This is a genomic window from Desulfobacter sp. (assembly GCF_050177295.1).
Genome location: NZ_JBFXHE010000002.1, coordinates 1 through 14,799 on the forward strand (window position 1 = coordinate 1; position 14,799 = coordinate 14,799).

11 protein-coding genes, 1 pseudogene and 1 riboswitch are annotated in these 14,799 nt (G+C 49.4%); of the genes and pseudogenes, 6 read left to right on the plus strand and 6 right to left on the minus strand.

All coding sequences use genetic code 11. The features are described 5' to 3' along the window. Positions 1-194: 194 nt before the first annotated feature. From AB7U36_RS00295 to AB7U36_RS00305, 3 genes are read right to left on the minus strand one after another with little or no spacing between them, the layout of a single operon-like run. Positions 195-2,186 (minus strand): chemotaxis protein CheA, encoded by a 1,992-nt coding sequence (locus AB7U36_RS00295; protein ID WP_428157802.1) that lies wholly within the window; start codon positions 2,184-2,186, stop codon positions 195-197. Between the two features lie 21 nt (positions 2,187-2,207). Beyond that, positions 2,208-2,573: a response regulator gene (locus tag AB7U36_RS00300; RefSeq protein ID WP_428157803.1), complete on the minus strand. Its 366-nt coding sequence runs from the start codon at positions 2,571-2,573 to the stop codon at positions 2,208-2,210. Between the two features lie 25 nt (positions 2,574-2,598). Continuing rightward, a complete protein-coding gene (locus AB7U36_RS00305; RefSeq protein WP_428157804.1) occupies positions 2,599-4,344 on the minus strand; it encodes a hypothetical protein in 1,746 nt (581 codons plus the stop codon). A 539-nt stretch (positions 4,345-4,883) separates the two neighbouring features. Between AB7U36_RS00305 and AB7U36_RS00310 the strand changes: the two genes are divergently transcribed. The 4 genes from AB7U36_RS00310 (at position 4,884) to AB7U36_RS00325 (ending at position 9,948) form a co-directional block, all read left to right on the plus strand. Then, positions 4,884-5,135, plus strand: coding sequence for an ATP-binding cassette domain-containing protein (locus AB7U36_RS00310; RefSeq protein WP_428157805.1), 252 nt, complete (start codon positions 4,884-4,886; stop codon positions 5,133-5,135). Between the two features lie 59 nt (positions 5,136-5,194). Then, positions 5,195-6,382: an NAD(P)/FAD-dependent oxidoreductase gene (locus AB7U36_RS00315; RefSeq protein WP_428157806.1), complete on the plus strand. Its 1,188-nt coding sequence runs from the start codon at positions 5,195-5,197 to the stop codon at positions 6,380-6,382. Between the two features lie 241 nt (positions 6,383-6,623). Continuing rightward, a complete protein-coding gene (locus AB7U36_RS00320) occupies positions 6,624-9,143 on the plus strand; it encodes a methyl-accepting chemotaxis protein (protein WP_428157807.1) in 2,520 nt (839 codons plus the stop codon). Between the two features lie 172 nt (positions 9,144-9,315). Then, positions 9,316-9,948 carry a DUF1007 family protein gene (locus AB7U36_RS00325; RefSeq protein WP_428157808.1) on the plus strand — a complete coding sequence of 211 codons (633 nt, stop codon included), beginning with the start codon at positions 9,316-9,318 and terminating at the stop codon, positions 9,946-9,948. A 35-nt stretch (positions 9,949-9,983) separates the two neighbouring features. On the opposite strand, the gene ilvY is transcribed toward AB7U36_RS00325, so the two are convergent. After that, positions 9,984-10,865: an HTH-type transcriptional activator IlvY gene (gene ilvY / locus AB7U36_RS00330; protein WP_428157809.1), complete on the minus strand. Its 882-nt coding sequence runs from the start codon at positions 10,863-10,865 to the stop codon at positions 9,984-9,986. A 151-nt stretch (positions 10,866-11,016) separates the two neighbouring features. Here ilvY and ilvC point away from each other — a divergent pair, with 151 nt between their 5' ends. Then, positions 11,017-12,489, plus strand: coding sequence for a ketol-acid reductoisomerase (ilvC, locus tag AB7U36_RS00335; protein ID WP_428157810.1), 1,473 nt, complete (start codon positions 11,017-11,019; stop codon positions 12,487-12,489). Between the two features lie 120 nt (positions 12,490-12,609). Next, positions 12,610-12,790, minus strand: a riboswitch (cobalamin riboswitch). A 412-nt stretch (positions 12,791-13,202) separates the two neighbouring features. Here ilvC and AB7U36_RS00340 read toward each other — a convergent pair. Beyond that, a pseudogene (locus AB7U36_RS00340) lies at positions 13,203-13,590 on the minus strand (IS4 family transposase); the annotation flags it as partial. Between the two features lie 6 nt (positions 13,591-13,596). Between AB7U36_RS00340 and AB7U36_RS00345 the strand changes: the two are divergent. Next, a complete protein-coding gene (locus tag AB7U36_RS00345; protein ID WP_428157811.1) occupies positions 13,597-14,097 on the plus strand; it encodes a winged helix-turn-helix domain-containing protein in 501 nt (166 codons plus the stop codon). Here the strand turns inward: AB7U36_RS00345 and AB7U36_RS00350 are convergent. Then, positions 14,094-14,681, minus strand: a complete 588-nt coding sequence (locus AB7U36_RS00350; protein WP_428157812.1) for a 5-formyltetrahydrofolate cyclo-ligase — start codon at positions 14,679-14,681, stop codon at positions 14,094-14,096. The genes AB7U36_RS00345 and AB7U36_RS00350 overlap by 4 nt on opposite strands. Between the last annotated feature and the right edge of the window lie 118 nt (positions 14,682-14,799).

A 14,799-nucleotide genomic window follows, 5' to 3' on the forward strand; every position in this document is an offset into this window, starting at 1 on the left:
CTGCTTTTTCATGTCAGGCAGGATGATGAAAAAAAGGCTTACCATCATAATGAGGATAATCAGCAGGCTGATGAGCCCGATTTTTGAAAAAAGATTCCAATTTTTAAAACAACACCTGTTCATAATCACTTGAATTCCTTTAATCTTCCTTCCGGACATGGCCGAAAGGCGGTTGATTTTATTTTAGGGTGCTTTTACACTTCAAGTACCTTGTTGACATCTATAATCAGGGCCACCCGCCCGTCTCCCAGGATAGTGGCACCGGAAATATCACGGGCCTGCCTGAATGCGTTGCCGATGTTCTTGATCACGGTCTGGTGGCTGCCGATGACGTTGTCCACCACAAAGCCGGTTCGGCCGCCGTTAACCCTCATGACCACAACCTGCTGGAGTTCGGGTTCATCCCGGGTGATCCCGTATTCGTCCCGAAGCCGGATATAGGGGACCATATCGCCTCTGATGTTAAGTATCTGACGGTTTTTTTTCCTGTTTTTATCCTGTTCACTGAGAGGCAGTTCCACGCACTCCTCCACCGATGACAGGGGAAGGATAAAATAATTGTCAGCCAGGGTAACCAAAAGGCCGTCAATGATGGCCAGGGTCAGGGGCAGCTTCAGGGTCAGGGTGGTGCCCTTTCCCTTGGCACTTTCAAGCTCCACCTCACCGTTGAGGTTTGCGATCTTTCTTTTTACTACGTCCATGCCCACGCCTCTGCCCGAAAGGTCAGTCACCTGGGCCGCAGTTGAAAATCCCGGGGCAAAAACCAGTTGAAGGATCTGTTTTCGGGTAAGGTTATCTCCGGGTAAAATCAGCTCATTTTGCAATGCTTTTTCCCGGATGATTTCAGGATCCATTCCCCTGCCGTCATCCTTTATACGGATCAGAACATTGGCCCCTGAGTGCTCGGCACTCAGATGGATGCTGCCGCAAGGCGGCTTGCCCTGCTCTTTTCTGATCCCGGGGGCTTCAATGCCGTGGTCAATACTGTTTCGGATAATATGGACCAGGGGGTCTTTGAGCTGTTCGATCACGGTTTTGTCCAGCTCTGTTTCACCGCCCGAGGTGGTCAGTTCGATTGCCTTGCCCAGTTCACTGGACAGATCCCTGACCAGACGCCTGAACGTAGAGAATGTGGAACCGATCTCAAGCATTCTTAAGCTCATGGCGTTGTCCCGAAGATCCGATGACAGCATCTCCACATCCTCTGCAATGGAAACCAGTTCAGGGTGCTTATGGTCTGCCGCATGTCTGCTCAGACGGGCCTGGACCGTGACCAGTTCTCCCACCAGGGCCACCAACTGGTCTAGTTTGTCTGCCGGGACCCTGAGACTGGCAGCGGCCGTTTTTTCCCTTTTCTGCCTGACCGGCTGCTTTATCTGTTCCTGTTCTGTCAAGGCCGCCCTGGCATCACTTGGTGGGGCCTTGCGCGCCTCCATCCTGGCTGGCTCCTCCTCGTCCAGTTGGTCATCATAAACCGGTTCAATGACCAGTTCACAATCTTCTTCCACAAAGATAAAAATATCTTTAATTGCGTTTTCCCTCTTGTCCGTTGTCAGTAAAATATCCCAGAACAGATAACAGGACCTGGGGTCAAAGGATTCCAGATCAGGGACATCCCCGGTATGGGCCGCCACACGGCATTGGCCCAGTCCACGCAATTCATTCAAGAGCAACAGAGGATTATTGCCCGTGGACAACAGGTGGGCAAAGGGCTTAAACCGTATCCGGTATGTCACCACGGCAGGGATGTCCCGGGCATTATTGGGTTCCCCTGGGGGGGAGGCGTCTTGCCCTGTGCTGTTTTTGCCGGCACCGGTCATGATTTCCCTAAGGCTTTTGATTAATGCCTCCCCTTGGGCCAAAAGTCCGTCATCGGCAGGACCTTCCAGGTCAAGCAGCGTTGAGATATGATCCCGTGCGGTCAGGGTCAGGTTGATCAGGGGTTTGCTCACCGCAACCTTCCCGTCCCTGACCAGGTCAAAGGCAGATTCCACATGATGGGTGAAGGCTGAAGCCGCATCAAATCCAAACATGGCGCCGGAACCTTTAATGGTGTGCATGGCCCTGAAAACCCTGCCCACAAGATCCATATCTTCGGGATTTTCCTCAAGTTCCAGCAGGGCAGTCTCCAGCTCTTCTAAAAGGTCACAAGCCTCTTCTTTAAATGTGTCTGCTGAAATATCCATTCCTGTCTCCCCGGGGTGCCATCACCCCAGCACTTTTTTGGCAACGGCAACCAGTTGTTCCGGTTTAAAGGGCTTGACGATCCACCCGGTGGCACCTGCCTGTTTCCCCTGTTTTTTCTTTTCCTCCTGGGATTCGGTGGTCAAAAGGATAATCGGGACAAACTGATGGCTGTTCCCGGACCGGATCTGCCGGATCATTTCGATTCCGTCCATCACCGGCATATTCAAATCCGTGATCACAAGGTCCATTTTGTCCCGGAAAAAATTGTTCAATCCATCTTTTCCGTCCTTGGCCTGGATGACGTTAAACCCCGCATTTTCCAGGGTGAGACTTACAACCTGCCGCATGCTGGCCGAATCATCGACTATGAGAATCGTTTTACTCAATTTCTTCCGCTCCTTTCCAGAAAAGTTAGAAAAATTCTATATTATCCCCCAGACCATCCCCGGAACCGCTCTGTTCCAATGCGTCAGTATCCAATGAGTCAGAGCCGTCCTGTTCAAGCACGTCCCTGTGGACAAGTCGTTCCGAGGCCATGGTGTATCGCTCATAAAAATAAGGATCATTGAAAAGAAATTCGTCAGCAGGTTCACCAAGGGATGAAAAATACTCTTCCAGTGGACCCAGTTCAGCCCGGGCATCTTCAAGGGATTTTGACAACAAGCCCATGGCCTCAAGCCCCAGAACCGTCTCTTTGATAGACCCCGTGAGCAGGGCACATCCGGAAACCACAGCATCCATTTGTCCTGCCAGGCTCTGATACAAAAACGCCAGCAGGTCTTGGGGACGGTGTTTATCAAAGGATGCTTTTGTCGATCCGCCCGAAGGTTCTGTGGAGATTTCTCCTGCGGCATCCGCGATCCTTGCAATGGTCTGCTCTGTATTTTCAGCCAGCCCGGATATCTGGGTGACCCGGTCCTTAAGTTCCATGGCCAGAACGTTGTAAACCGATCCGTCCCGTCTCAGCTTATGGGCGGCAATAATGGCATTCAGCGCCTTGATATGGGCATCCTCACTGATATCCCTGACCAGGGAGACCTGCCGGGAAAGATTTTCGCCGGCACTAACGGATTTATCTGCAATGATTTTAAACTGTGCCAAAATGGACAGGCCCTGCTCCCGAATGGCAGCCAGCTGCGCCATGCCTGCTGAAAGACCGTCAAAAATCCGGGCATAATTTTCCCGGGTGCCGGTGTTTTCAAACATCTGCCTTAATCCCCCGATCTGACCGGCTATCCGGTCAAACGCCTCAAAATTGTTTTGGCAGGCCTGGTTCAAGTCCGTGATAACCAAATTCAACTGCGACACCTGGAGCCTGTAAATGGTGAAGGCCATACGCGTTCTTTGTTCAGGGGTGTAAGGGGAACTTCCAATGGGCCGGTCGGAAAGAACAAGGGTCTGGATATCTGAGAACCCCTGGTTAATGTGGCTGATCCGCTGACTGATATTGTCCTGCATTTGCAAGGACACAATGATCTGTCCGATCTGGTCATTGATGGTTTTTGATATACCGGTGGCCGACTCAAGAGAGGTGACGGAAAGGGCAGCCAGTTCCCGGATTTTGTTCATTGCCTCTTCCACTGAGGTTTCTGCCTTTTGTGCCAGTCCGGCCAAATGTTCAATTTCGCGGATAACTAACGTTTGTGACCCCTCAAAGGTCTCTTTTACCTCCCGGGACTCCAGTTTAATTTGATCTGATATTCCAAAGGTTTTCCTGGACAATTCTTTTATTTCATTTGCCAGGACGGTGAAATTCTTATCCAGGTTGCCGATCCTGGCGGTTTCGGCCATAAATTCCAATGCAATGGTGCTGACTATCCTGGCGGCCCTGTCAATATCCGCCAAAAAAATGGCCAGGTTTCCCAGGTGCGCCAGAGCCCGTGGGAAAACCTGGGTGTTTTCCTGAATGGTTTTTTGGATGAATTTAAGCCTGGCAATATCTTTTTCAGCCAGATCTGAGATTTGGTCAAGGCGGCTGCCTTCCTTTTTCTGGACCGCCTCAGCCGAGGCTATAGTCTGGTCTGTCAGGCCTCCGGCCTTTTCATAGATGGACTGGAGCCGTTGCCCTAGGAGGAGAAACTGTTCTTCAGAGGCTTCAACAACTTTATCCAGGTTCTTCATGGTGTCGGGTATAAGGGATATGATAGACTCTTCCATTGACAACAACCTTTTGGGGTAATTTTTATTCTCTATCAGCACAAACTAGCATTTACCGTACCAACTAACTTAAAACTAATTAAAGTTCAACGGAAAGCACACGAAATAAAATATTTCTAAATAAATAAATTAGTTAGTTATATCCATTTAGGAAATTAATGACTATGTGCCAAAAAAGAGAACGTTTAAAAAAGGAAGGTTAAAAACTGCTGGGGAAAATATGCCAATCCGGCATACCTGAAGAATCCAAAAAGCATGAGCCTTCTTAAATTATTGCATAAAATTGAATTTCCGGACGACAGTGCCATTCTGGACCCTATGCCAATATCGCACTCTTCTAAAAAAATTAAAAATATCGAAGTTAATTCTACTTTGTTAACTTTATTTTTGTAAATACCTTTGAATATCTCTATCCAGACCGGGTTGCCGGCATTAATCGAAAAAACTTGATCTTTTTCTGAAAAAACGGCAGGGTATGTAATTTTTGCCAGAGCAGTCGGGCATTGCCCCGATCTTACCATTTAGGAAATACCATATTAATGATTTTTGCAGATAACATATCTCTTGCCTATGGCAAGCGGATCCTGTTCAAAGATGTCAACATCATGTTTAAGCCCGGTAACTGTTACGGCCTCATCGGGGCCAACGGTGCCGGGAAAAGCACCTTTTTAAAAATTCTTGCACATGAGAAAGAGCTTGAAGGCGGTGAGAAAGTGCGGGTCCTTATGTCCTATGACGAGTACATTGAAAGCCCGGAGATTGACCGGGTGCGGGAAAAAATGAGCGCGTAGACAAAAGGATAGGGCGGCCCGGACAGACGGCCGAACGGACAGGCAGGCAAAAAAAGAGTATGAAAACCCAATACGATGTGGTGATTATCGGGGCAGGGGCCTCAGGGCTGATGTGCGCAGCCCAGGCCGGAAAACGCGGGAGACGTGTAAAAGTTCTGGACCACGGCCCCAGGCCCGGGCGCAAGATTCTCATGTCCGGCGGCGGCAGGTGCAACTTTACAAACCGCAGGGTCAGTGCGCAACATTATATTTCATCCAATCCCCACTTTGTAAAATCCGCGCTCAGCCGGTACCGGCCCCAGGATTTTATCGCCCTTGTCCGGCAGTACGGGATCCGCTTCAGCGAACGGGAACACGGCCAGTTGTTCTGCACGGGCAGTGCCGGGCAGATCCTTGACATGCTGCTGGCCGAGTGCCGCAGCGCCGGTGTCTGCCTGGCATTTAAAACAAGCGTCAGCAGCATTGAGAGACAGGCTTCGACCCGGGGGTTCCGGATCTGCACAGCCGGGGAAAGCATGGAGGCCCCATCCCTTGTCATTGCCACCGGAGGGGCATCAATGCCTTCAGCCGGGGCCACTTCGTTCGGATACAAGGTCGCCGGGCAGTTCGGCATTCCTGTGGTAGGGCCCAGGCCCGGCCTTGTTCCCTTTACACTTCAGCCCGGGGATAAAACGGTTCTGGCGCCCCTGGCCGGGATTTCAGTCACGGCCCTGGTTCGCACCGGCTCAGCCTCTTTTAAAGAGCAGCTTCTGTTTACTCACCGGGGGCTGAGCGGCCCTGTGATCCTGCAGGCCTCATCCTTCTGGCAGCCCGGAACCCCGCTGACCATCGACCTTCTCCCGGATGGAAATCTGGAAAAACTTCTGGAAACAGAACAGCAGACCCGGCCCAAACGCCATGTGAAATCTGTCCTGGCCGGGCATCTTCCAACCCGTCTGGTCCAGGCCCGTCTGGATGAAAAGCTGTTGAACAGCCCTGTTCACGCCATTTCCCGCCAGGGGCTCAAACGTGCGGCAGACGAGATCCATGCCTGGAACATCCAGCCCGGCGGCACCGAAGGATACAGAACCGCCGAGGTGACCGTCGGCGGCATTGACTGCCGCAGGTTCTCTTCAAAAACAATGGAATCCCGGGATGTTCCGGGATTTTACGCCATCGGCGAAGTGCTGGATGTCACCGGGTGGCTGGGCGGATACAATTTCCAGTGGGCATGGTCTTCGGCCTGGGCCGCCGGACAGGTGGTATAGGTGTTGCTGTAACAACCCGCCTTACGCCCATGGTTTTCTTTCCATCCTGGACCAGGTCACGGGTATCCGCATCAAAGGCTGCGTAAATATCTTTTAACTGAGCTGTTTTCTCTTTCATATTTCCCGGTTTGTTAATTTATTCCAAAATACAATTCTAATAATCATCATCTATATATAGATGGCGGTTTAAGTATACCTGCCTGTTTAAAATTTAAAGCATATTTTATTTGGGGAGAAGGCATTGAACTGGAAAAATATTAAGATTACAAACAAAATCGGCATCGGTATCGGCACCGTTGTCTTTCTGTTAGGCGTAATGAGCATCATCAGTTATTTCGGGGTGGAGGGAATTGTTCAGGACGCCCGGGAAGTGATTGCCGGCAACCGGCTGTCCGGTATTATGGCGCAAAAGGAGGTGGATCACCTGAACTGGGTTGCTGATGTCAGCCGTTTGTTTACCGATGAAAGCCTCACAACCCTGGATGTGGAAACCAATGACCATGTGTGCAGCTTTGGCAAGTGGCTGTACAGCGACAGTCGAAAGCACGCCCAGGACCTGATTCCTGGACTGGCGCCTTTGTTCAAGGCCATTGAAACACCCCACAGGGAACTGCACGCATCCGCTATTGCCATAAATAAGGCATTAAAAAAAAATCACGGGGATCTGGCCCAGGTTTTATCAAACCATCTGGCAGACCATATTAACTGGGTGGGACAACTCAACAGGGCAGTGGCCGAAGAAGCCGGCGGGATGTACACCAGCCAGAACCGGCTGCAGGCCGCATCCGAAAAGGCCATTGACCTGATTCAGTCCATACGTGGGATTGATACACCTGGACTGGATCAGAAACAAGCGGTTCTCAACAGCCTGAGAAAGATGCGTTTCGGCAGCCTGGAAGATGATTATTTTTTTGTGCTTGATACCAGCGGCGTCGTTGTCATGCATCCTTTAAATTCGTCCCTGGCCGGGAAAAATTTGCGTAATACAGAAGATAAAAACGGCCGGAAACCCTTTGATGAAATACTCCGGACACCGTTCAATGCAGGCCAGGGCTTTGTGGCCTTTGATCAAAGCCTTTTTAACAGCCTTAAGCCTGCCCCCATGCTGGTTTTTGCCAAAAAGTTTGCGCTGTGGGACTGGGTGGTCTGTACCTGCCTTCACGTTGATGCCGCCAATCAAAAACTTATGGATCGGGTAAGAGATGTTGCCCAGGGAAACCCATTTAAACTGAATATAGAGCTGAATCCTGACCAGTGCAGTTTCGGCAAATTTTTATCTGCGCCTGAAACCCGCGCGCTCATTTCTTCCTTTCCTGAACTTGGGCCCGTGTTAACACAACTGGCTGAAGACCATAGGAAACTGCACCAAACCGCCTGGGAAATTGAAACAGCCATTAATGACATGGATATGCCCTGGGCCATCAATGTGCTGGTAAATAAAACCCAGCCATGCCTGGCTAAGGTATACAGCCTGTTTCACCAGGCAATAAGTGCCGAGACCAGATTGACCCAGAGCAGAGTGACTGCCCAGGACATATTCACCACCCGCACCATACCGGCCATGGCGCAGCTGAAACGCATTCTGGCTGAGATACAAACAAAAATCAGACAAGCTGTCCTGACAGATGAACAGATGCTAAGCCAGGCCAGGGCAGTCAGAAACCGTGTCCTCTTTATGGGGATTGCAGCGATCCTTATCGGTATTGGATTGACTTTTTTTATCTCCAGAAGCATCAGCCGTCCTGTTATCCAGGGCGTTGCCTTTGCCAGAACCATTGCCGGCAAAGACTTAACCCAACGGCTGAATATCAATCAGACCGATGAGGTCGGTACCCTGGCATCAGCATTGAATGACATGTCTGAAAACTTACGACTGATGTTTTCAGATGTTGTGGCCGGGGTTGACACGTTGACAGCGTCCTCCGCACAATTGTCAAGTGTATCGCGGCAAATCGAGGCCAACGCAGGCCAGACCTCGGAAAAAACAAGTCATGTATCCGCATCCGCCGAAACAATGAGTGCCACCATGGGCAGTGTTGCCGCAGCCACGGAGCAGACTACCATGAACCTGCAAATGATTGCCACAGCCATTGAAGAGATGGCCGCCACCATCCAGGAGGTTTCTCATCATACGGGAAAAGGCAGTGAAACCACATGCCGGGCCGTTGCTACAGCCAAAGAGGTGTCCGTTCAAGTCAAGAAACTTGACCGGGCAGCAGAAGAGATCAACAAAGTCACGGAAACCATTGCAGAAATTTCAGAGCAGACAAACCTGCTTGCCTTAAACGCAACCATTGAAGCAGCCCGGGCAGGCGCGGCAGGCAAGGGATTTGCCGTGGTTGCCGCTGAAATAAAGGCCCTGGCCCAGCAGACAGCCTGTGCCACCCAGGATATCAGTGTCAAAATCAGCTCGATCCAGGCCACTGCAACCGAATCCGTGGGGGCCATTAACAGCATTGTGGAGGTGATCAATGAGATTAACCACATTGTCAGCACGGTTGCCTCGGCCATTGAAGAGCAGTCCGCCACAACCCGAGAGATATCCAATAACGTCAGCGAAGCGGTCAGCGGCCTTGATGAGGTCAATAACAATATTAACCAGGCATCGACTGTATCAATGGAAGTTACCCAGGATATCACAGATGTGAGCCGGGCCACGGAATCCGTGACATCGGGCAGCCATGAGATACGGACCAGTGCTGAATCGCTGTCCGGACTGGCTGAAGAACTTCATGAAATGATGGCGCAGTTTACCATTTGATCCGGACCCGGCAGAATCAAAGGCAGCAGAAGAATGTGCAAGTCTGTTTCAGCGGTCACGTGTGCTGCCGTTGCCTTGAAAATATAGGCTGATACATATATAACCCACATGGGCCCCAGGGCCACAACAAACAATGCACTATTGCTTGAACGGAAAACCCGTATCTGAAATATTGATACACATAACCGCGGTTACACCCATGCCCCGACCAAACTGGTTTTTTCGGCTGCTGTCTGCTTTTTTGATTATCCTGTTTCCCCTTCCCGGGATGCCCCATCCCCATGTGTTCATTTCCCAGCGCACCGGGTTTGTTTTTGACGATCAGGGGCTGGCCGGTTTCCGGGTGACCTGGACCTTTGACGAGATGTTTTCTGTTATGATCAGTGAGGATTTTGACGCAGACCATAATAAGGCATTGGATTCAAAAGAAGTGGCAGAGATCAAAGAAAAGGCCTTTGGTTATATTGCCCCGTACAACTATTACATCCATGTCAAAATTGACGGGACGCCTTTTGAGGTAAAGTTCATCAACGAATTCAACGCGTGGCTTGACAACGGCATTGTCAATTATGAATTTTTCATACCCTGCCATATCACAGCCCTGGAAACGCCTAAGCAGATTGTTTTGTCGCCCTATGACCCTGAATATTATTCAGATATCTATTTTCCGGACAAGGCGCCTTTGGATATGGAAAACACAGATGCATTCGCCATAAAAATACAGACAGCCAGGGATAAAGCCACTTTGATCTATTATGATATGGTCAATCCCATGGCAATTTTTCTCTCGTTTAAGCGAAAATAAAGCCTGCCAAAGGGCGCTTTCATTTAAAATCAAAGTCAAGAGGCCCCTGCAGCGATATCCCACAGAGCCCGGACCCGGGGATTGGACAGATTTGTATTGCGTGTGCAAAGAGCTATTTCATACGGGGGCAGTTCCGGCATGTTGTCCAGTGCAACAATATCCCGGTAAAGTTGACTTTTTTCAAGAACCAGCCGGGGCACAAGGCCGATACCGAATCCCAGGTTCACCAGGGCGATAATGGCTTCATGGCCCGTGACCTGGGAGTAAATGCGCGGGACCACGGCACTTTCAGCAAACCACTGGTCAATACGCTCCCGGCTTAGGCCTTTGTCCGCAAGAATCAAGGGGAATTTTTCCCAGTCCGGGCCCCCCCTGCCGTCTGTTACCAGGACATCGGGATAGTGCCTGGCCCCGATAAAAACCAGGGGACTGACAGCCATGTTTAAAAAACTGATCTGGACCCCGGGTTTTGCCGGCAGGGCTGCAATTACAGCATCTGCACCCCGGTTCATCAGCTGGTCTAACGCCTGGGCAGGGTCTCCTGTTTCAAGGTGGATCTGCACCCCGGGGTGCAGGGCCCGGTACCGGGGGATAAATCTGGGCAGGATACTGTAAGCTGCCGTTACCGAGCAGTAAAGGGAAAGCTGGCCGGACAAGACAGCCCCCTTTGCTAATTCCCCCTGGAGCCGTTCAAACCGGCCAAGCACATCCTCGGCATATTTTTTAAAGACCTGTCCGGCATAGGTCAGCTCCACACAGCGGTTGCCCCGGATAAAAAGCTGTTTTCCCACATCTGTTTCCAGGCGCTGGATCACCCGGGTAAGGGCGGAAGAGGAAATATTGCATACCTGGCTTGTCCGGGAGAAATGCAGGGAACCGGCCAGGTGGTGAAATAATTCAAGGGTGCGTATATCCATTTTTTTTGCCTCAACAGGGTAACATATTGTTATTTTGAATATTTTAAAAGTATATTCCAGTATTTGCAACATAAAATTGCAAATGATTCATTTGACGCAACGAGAGTTTTAAGCCATTTTATTCACAACACTAAAATTAAGGAGATAAGATATGGGTACCAATTATTTTAACACCCTGCCATTACGGCTGCAACTTGAAGAACTGTCCCAGTGCCGGTTCATGGACCCTTCGGAATTTAACGGGGTTGACGCGCTCAAGGGGAAAAAAATTGTGATTGTGGGATGCGGATCCCAGGGCCTGCACCAGGGTCTGAATTTAAGGGACAGCGGCCTGGATGTGTCCTATGCATTAAGGGAAGCCGCCTTTTCCGGGAAACGGCAGTCCTGGAAAAATGCCACGGAGAACGGTTTTTCCGTAGGTACCTATGACCAGATGCTGCCGACGGCAGATATGGTCATCAACCTGACCCCGGATAAACAGCACTCCAATGTGATTGAATCCATCATGCCTTTGATGAAAAAGGATGCCTGCCTTTCCTATTCTCACGGGTTCAATATTGTTGAAGAGGGCATGCAGATCAGAAAGGACCTCACCGTTATCATGGTGGCTCCCAAATCCCCGGGAACCGAAGTAAGAGAAGAGTATAAAAGAGGCTTTGGCGTGCCCACCCTGATTGCCGTGCACCGGGAAAACGATCCCCGGGGAGAAGGCTTTGAACTTGCCAAAGCCTATGCAGCCGGCACAGGCGGTCACAAGGCAGGTGTTTTGCAGTCCTCATTTGTGGCTGAAGTGAAATCGGATCTCATGGGCGAGCAGACCATTTTATGCGGGGTTCTGCAGACAGGCGCGCTGCTGTGCTATGACAAGATGATTGAAAACGGCATGGATGAAGGATATGCATCCAAACTGGTCCAGTATGGCTGGGAAACTGTGACCGAAGCCCTGAAACACGGCGGCATCACCAACATGATGGACAGGCTGTCCAATCCGGCTAAAATCAAGGCCTTTGAATTAAGCGAGCAGATCAAGCAGATCTGGGCACCTTTGTACAACAAGCACATGGACGACATCATGACTGGATTTTTCTCAAAGACCATGATGGAAGACTGGGCCAATGATGACGCCAATCTGCTCAAATGGCGGGCCCAGACCCAGGACACGGCGTTTGAAAAATCGACTTCCCAGGACGCAGACATCCCGGAGCAGGAATATTTTGACAACGGCATTCTCATGGTGGCCATGATCAAGGCAGGCGTGGAATTGGCCTTTGATACCATGGTGTCAGCCGGCATTATTGCGGAGTCCGCTTATTATGAATCCCTGCATGAGGTGCCCCTGATCTCCAACCTCATTGCCAGGAAAAAACTGTATGAAATGAACGTGGTGATCTCAGATACTGCGGAATACGGCTGTTACCTGTTTGCCCATACCGCGGTTCCCCTGCTTAAAGACTTCATGGCAGGCCTTGATACCGATGTGATCGGCAAGGGTCTGGCCCTTGAAGACAACGGCGTGGACAACATCCGCCTGATCCAGGTCAACGATGCCATCCGGAACCATCCCGTAGAAATTGTGGGCAAAAAACTGCGCGGGTATATGGGGGCCATGAAAGCCCTGCGTTAATCGGTACTCATTGAAATTCTTTGGCTTGGCCCGACAAAAAATCCCCGGGATCAATGCGTCCTGATCCGGGGATACCTTTTTTTTTCCTGAATTCTTTATGTATCCCCTTACCACGGAAGAGACAAGATATATACCCGGGCAGGTCTTCTGACTCCGATAGCTTCATTAGGCGGCACCTTCCCATGACATATCGCCGCAGTGTGTATCTGCGGCTGTGTCCCCAGTCACAGCGGCGGGCCCGCTTTTGAATTACACAAGATTCCCTGTTAAGCCATGTCGCACCCGAATCTGTTTTTTTATTTAAAACCACGGGCAACTTGTCAAGAAAAAAACGATTTTTGCAGCCCTGATTTTCACGGCAGAACCCACGGAAAGTTCTGATCCGGTATATATGGAAAACCTGTTTGATCTGGGCTATCAAATGGCCCGGGAAGGGTATCCCTGGGAAAAGGCTCTGCCGGGCTTCATAGGAAATTCCCAACACCCACATTTCGTATGGTCTGAAAGTCCGCCCCGATAATGATCACCGGGGCTGAGCCCATGCGGGGCTGAAATGGGCGCCCCAGGCGCTTCGCCCTCTTGTTTTCTGTATCTTGTCTATAGTTTCTTATAAAAAACTATTTTGCCCCTCACTGGTCGGAAGAATTTTTATCCTGGCCGATTTTTAAAATTTGTTTGGTTTCATATTCAATTCAACTTTCGGAGGAGTAAATTTACACCCCCAATAATTCCTCAGGCTCACTTGAAAAGCCGAAATACTTGAGAGCTTGCCCCATTACCTGATCAAGCATCATCTGAACCATACATTCAGTGAAATCAAATAGTTGCCGAATACTTGCCAAAGCTAAACGCATGATCCGTTCCAAAGAAACCATAAAAGACAAATTGGCCATTTCGTCGTTACAGGCCCTGAGAGTTCTTCGAATGATCTCTGATCTATACATTGCCGCTGATAAAGGCTGAGAATATTATACCTGGCAATAACCAGGGATGTATGTGCCACAAGGCCATCGTAATTTCGAATTTGTATTTCTTTCGTTAATTTTAAGTGCTGTTTGCACATTTTGAAAAAACCTCAATGTCCCAGCGTTTGCCATATAAAATGAATTGCTTGCCGTCCAAAAAAGATCAGGGCGTTCCAACAAGCTTGCCGGAACACAAAAAAAACAATTAAAACAATGGCTCACGGATGGACCACAAAGTGTTGGTTTCCCGGGGGCATGTTGGAGCACCCCAATGATTCAGGAGCTTATTTATCAAAAATTCGGTGTTCTTTACAGTGTCAAATACCTCAGTGAATTTCTCAAAAACCTGGGATTCTCCTACCAGAAAGCCCGTTTTGCTGTAGGCGGGAAAAATCCTGAAAACACTCTTAAACGCAAAATATGGATAGAGCAGACATTACCTGACATTGTCGCTCAGGCACAGAAACAAAAAACATATCTCCTGTTTGGAGATGATGTTAGCGCTTCAACCATAACTCAGGAAATGAATTTTTCCAGTCTATTTCATCGCTCCCCGACCCAGTCCCCCAAATTCGTTATAATCAGTAGATTTCATATGGATTGCAGTTACCCTGCGTCTGCCTTGATGTTTCCAACTCCCTAAATTTTATAAATTACCCGGGTATCGGTAATAATAATGTCCACCGTATATTTTCTTGATTCCATCTGAATCTGGTCAACAATCTGCTCTTCATAAGCCAAAGAGACCCTTCGGCAGGTTTCAGGTAGTTTTGTAATCAGCTTTGAATAGTAGTTGTTGCCGAACCCCATACGCCCGCCCTTGTCATCAAATGCCAGGCCCGGAATAATGGCAATATCCACCTCATCCAGGGCGATTTTCTTGCATCGCTCCGGATTGGGCTCAAGCATGTCACGGGCGTTGGGCACCAGATCCCTGTCAAAATGACTGATCTTGTACAAAAGAAACGTATTTTTAACATCCGTAAATACCGGCAGAATAATACTTTTTCCGATTTCCATGGCTTTGCGGATAATGTTTTCCGTAGGAATTTCCTTACTTCCGGGCGGGTACAGGAACACCTGCTGGGATTCTAAAAAGTTTGCAAATTCAAACAATTTATTTTCAACGATATTATATTTTTCTTCAATCTGTTCCGGGGACAGGGCGTTCATGCGTTCAGCCACCTGGCTTAACACACTGTTTTTACCGCTTTTGGTCTCATCCATTATGGTATTCCTTATTATTTCAAAATAAAGTTTTTGAGCAATATTATACACTGTCGGACAATTGTCAACGGGCAATAATCGTTGACTGTTTACATGGCCCGTGTTATCTGGATACAAT